The 3,306-nt window shown below is 31.2% G+C and carries 3 protein-coding genes; all 3 read right to left on the minus strand.

Annotation, left to right across the window (positions count from 1 at the left end):
• Positions 1-162: 162 nt before the first annotated feature.
• A complete protein-coding gene (locus tag ACHZC3_RS08860) occupies positions 163-840 on the minus strand; it encodes a metal-dependent hydrolase (protein ID WP_394759511.1) in 678 nt (225 codons plus the stop codon).
• Between the two features lie 9 nt (positions 841-849).
• Positions 850-1,779, minus strand: a complete 930-nt coding sequence (gene menA, locus ACHZC3_RS08865) for a 1,4-dihydroxy-2-naphthoate octaprenyltransferase (RefSeq protein WP_394759512.1) — start codon at positions 1,777-1,779, stop codon at positions 850-852.
• An 18-nt stretch (positions 1,780-1,797) separates the two neighbouring features.
• A partial coding sequence (locus tag ACHZC3_RS08870) for a PH domain-containing protein (protein WP_394759513.1) occupies positions 1,798-3,306 on the minus strand: 1,509 nt, incomplete at its 5' end.

Here is a 3,306-nt window from a genome sequence, read left to right on the forward strand (position 1 = left end):
TGAGTGCCAGTTTAAACATGAAGTACACTAACATCTACACGAAGTTCACTAAGATTGTTTTTAATAGGCATGCCCTAGCCCTGATTGAAACGAAAATCCTTTTTTTTTCGCTTTTTTTGCGGAAGAAAAGATTGTAGTGGAAAGCAGGAAATAGCTCCTAAATTACAAATCGATACTTTCTCCTATTTCTAGTAACATGAGGTCTTTACCAGCATCGAAAAATTTCTTTTTGGCTTCATCGTGGTTAACTTCGATATAACCAAAAGTATCGTAATGATAGCCCAGCACTTTGTCGCAATCTACAAAATCGGAAGCGAGAATGGCATCATCGACATTCATCGTAAAATTATCTCCTATCGGAAGAATTGCTAAGTCGAGCTTGGTTCTCATTGGTATCAATTTCATATCCATTGTTAAAGCGGTATCGCCTGCGATATAGATATTTTTATGCTCACCTTCTATAACAAATCCTCCTGGATTACCGCCGTAACTTCCGTCAGGAAATGAACTGGTATGTATGGCGTTGACGTATTTTACGTTTCCAAAATCGAAATCCCAGCTTCCACCATGATTCATTGGGTGAAATTGAAATCCTTTGTTTCCGAAATGTGTTGCTATCTCGTAATTAGAAACTATTACCGCATTGGTTCTTTTTGCAATGACTTCGACATCTAGAATATGATCATTATGAGCGTGAGTTATTAGTATATAATCTGCTTTAATTGAATTAATATCTATATGACTGGCTTTTGGGTTTGCAGAAATATAAGGATCGATCAAAATGTGTTTACCAGCGACTTCAATTCCTATTGATGCGTGACCGTAGAAGGTTATTTTCATAGTTTCTTTTTAAAAAATTAATACTAAGGCTAGAATTAACGATAATAAAAATGTACTGATTGCTAATTTCTTTAACTGTGGATCTAATGCTTTTGGCTCTGGACAATAATAAACAGTTCGTAAATGACTGATTAATGGAAAATAAGCTACTAAAAAAGCATATTGATCGATTCTAAAACCTATTCCGTTATAAATTATCGCAAAAACTAATACTAAAACCATTGCCGTAATTAGTAAGAAATAATGATATATTATAGCTTTGGCTCCACCAATTTTGACTACTAATGTATTTTTATTTGATTTACGATCTGATGCTTCATCTCGCATATTATTTAAATTTAGTACTCCAGCACTTAATAATCCTATGGCTGATGCTGGTAAAAGCAATTGCAAATCAAATTGTTTCGAATGTAGAAAATTGACACCTAAAGTGCTTACCAAACCAAAGAAAACAAAGACAAAAACATCGCCAAAACCTTTGTATCCATAAGCTGAATTACCCACTGTGTATCGTATTGCTGATGCAATTGCTATAATTCCTAATGCTAGAAAAAACAGCGAATATCCTAGATTTGTATCTTTGAAAGCAAAATAAATCAGTGCAATTGCTGACAATAATGTTAATACAGAAGTGATAATCATAGCTTTTTTCATTTCTGCAGGAGAAATTACGCCGCTTTGAATAGCTCTTTTTGGACCAATTCTGTCTTCATTATCAGTTCCTTTTACTCCATCTCCATAATCATTTGCAAAATTAGATAGTATCTGAAACCCTAAAGTAGTTAGCATTGCTAGCCCGAAAACTGTCCAGCTAAATACTTGTGTTGGCGTTAGAACATTGTTTGTTGGGTTTGCTAATGCGTATAAACTTCCTACCATTATTCCGGAAACCGAAAGTGGCAATGTTCGTAATCGTGCAGCTTCAATCCAGTGTTTCATTTTGTGTTTATTTATTTTCTACATCCAATTGCTGTCGGATGTTTCTATTTCGTATAACCAAAGGTTTACATATTCTTTTATTGTTGTATAATCTCCTAGTTGGAAAGCAATATTTCCTCCTGCAGTATGCAATGTTAAATAACCAATATTAGCACTTTTGTGCCAAAACAATTGTGATGTTGTAATAGCTTGAATTTTCATTGGTTCTATAATTTCATTATCAATATCCCAAGCTCCACTTTGTTTTATTATAAAATCATCGTTTATAAATAGTTTATAATTTCTGAATCCAAAATAGAGAATCAAACTCATGAAAATAGCATAAATAGGTGTTAAATATGCAAAATTTAAAAACTGATTCTCCAAATAATTTCCAAAAATGAAAAATCCTGTTAAAGGTAATGCTATTAATAGAAATATTGAAAAAACAAGCTTACGAAAATTAGGTTTTAGCACAACTCCTTTAGTTGGGATTTTTTTGAATACTAATTTGAGTATTTCGTCGCTTTCTCGTTGGTTACAACCTGGAATTTCGATTATAGATTTTTTTTCTGATTCTTGGCCGCCAGTTGCTTGTTTGATTTTTAGTTCTAAAATATTCATTTTCTTTTGGAAATAATTTCTAGAAATTATGGTGATTTGCACTTTTTCAGGCTTAATTATTGTGCTTTTTGTATTTATTAAACCAAAAGAAAGCAATAATGATCCTTTTTGTTTGGTGATTTTATAATTAAAATATTTGAAAATAATTCGCACAAGATTTATAACTAGAACTGAAAAAATTAAAAAAGAAATAACAATCAAAAAAGTTTGAATGATTTGATTTCCTTCAACATAATCTTTTATGTTTCCATCTTGAATCACATCTTTTCCTGTAAATTGTTGAATATAATCTGAAGCCGTAAAGAAAAAAAATAGTAATAGCGAAAAACTTCTTATATAGTTTGATGTAATTCCGACTTTCAATAAACTCAAAAAACTAATTTCTATAAAAGGAGTTTCGTTTACAATTGAAGATTCTACTAAAATAGAATTAGAATCAATGTTTTTCGTTTTATTTTCGTTTTCTAACAACCTAGTTTTTAATTCTAGTGCTAATTGATGTGAAATCGCCTTAATTTTTCCTTCTTTTGTAGTACTTCCAGCAGTGTCTACATCGAGTGCATAAACGCCAATAATTCTCTGAATTAATGATTGATTGATATTTACTTGCTGAATTTTATTAAGCTGAATTGTGGTTTTGGTTTTATTAAAAACACCTTCATTGATGATAAACTCGTCGTTTTCGTGATCTAAATAAAAGGTAAAATTCAAATATTTTAAATAAGCAATAATAGCTACGCCAAGAAAAACTACAACTATTCCTAAAAAAAGATACAATTTGTTTATCTCGTCAAACTTAAACAACCATACAACCAAAATAGGCCACAAAGCTCGAATATATTGTCGTAAAGTATCGAAAAACATAACCAAAACACCAATGGAAGACTGACGTTGTGGTTTATCAAAATTACTTTCCATTACAGT

Source organism: Flavobacterium sp., assembly GCF_043720215.1.
Taxonomy (GTDB): Bacteria; Bacteroidota; Bacteroidia; order Flavobacteriales; family Flavobacteriaceae; genus Flavobacterium.

Bases quoted from the DNA above. Each gene is read 5' to 3' on its own strand.
- ACHZC3_RS08860 (WP_394759511.1), bottom strand. From the start codon at position 840: ATGAAAATAACCTTCTACGGTCACGCATCAATAGGAATTGAAGTCGCT.
- menA (WP_394759512.1), bottom strand. From the start codon at position 1,779: ATGAAACACTGGATTGAAGCTGCACGATTACGAACATTGCCACTTTCG.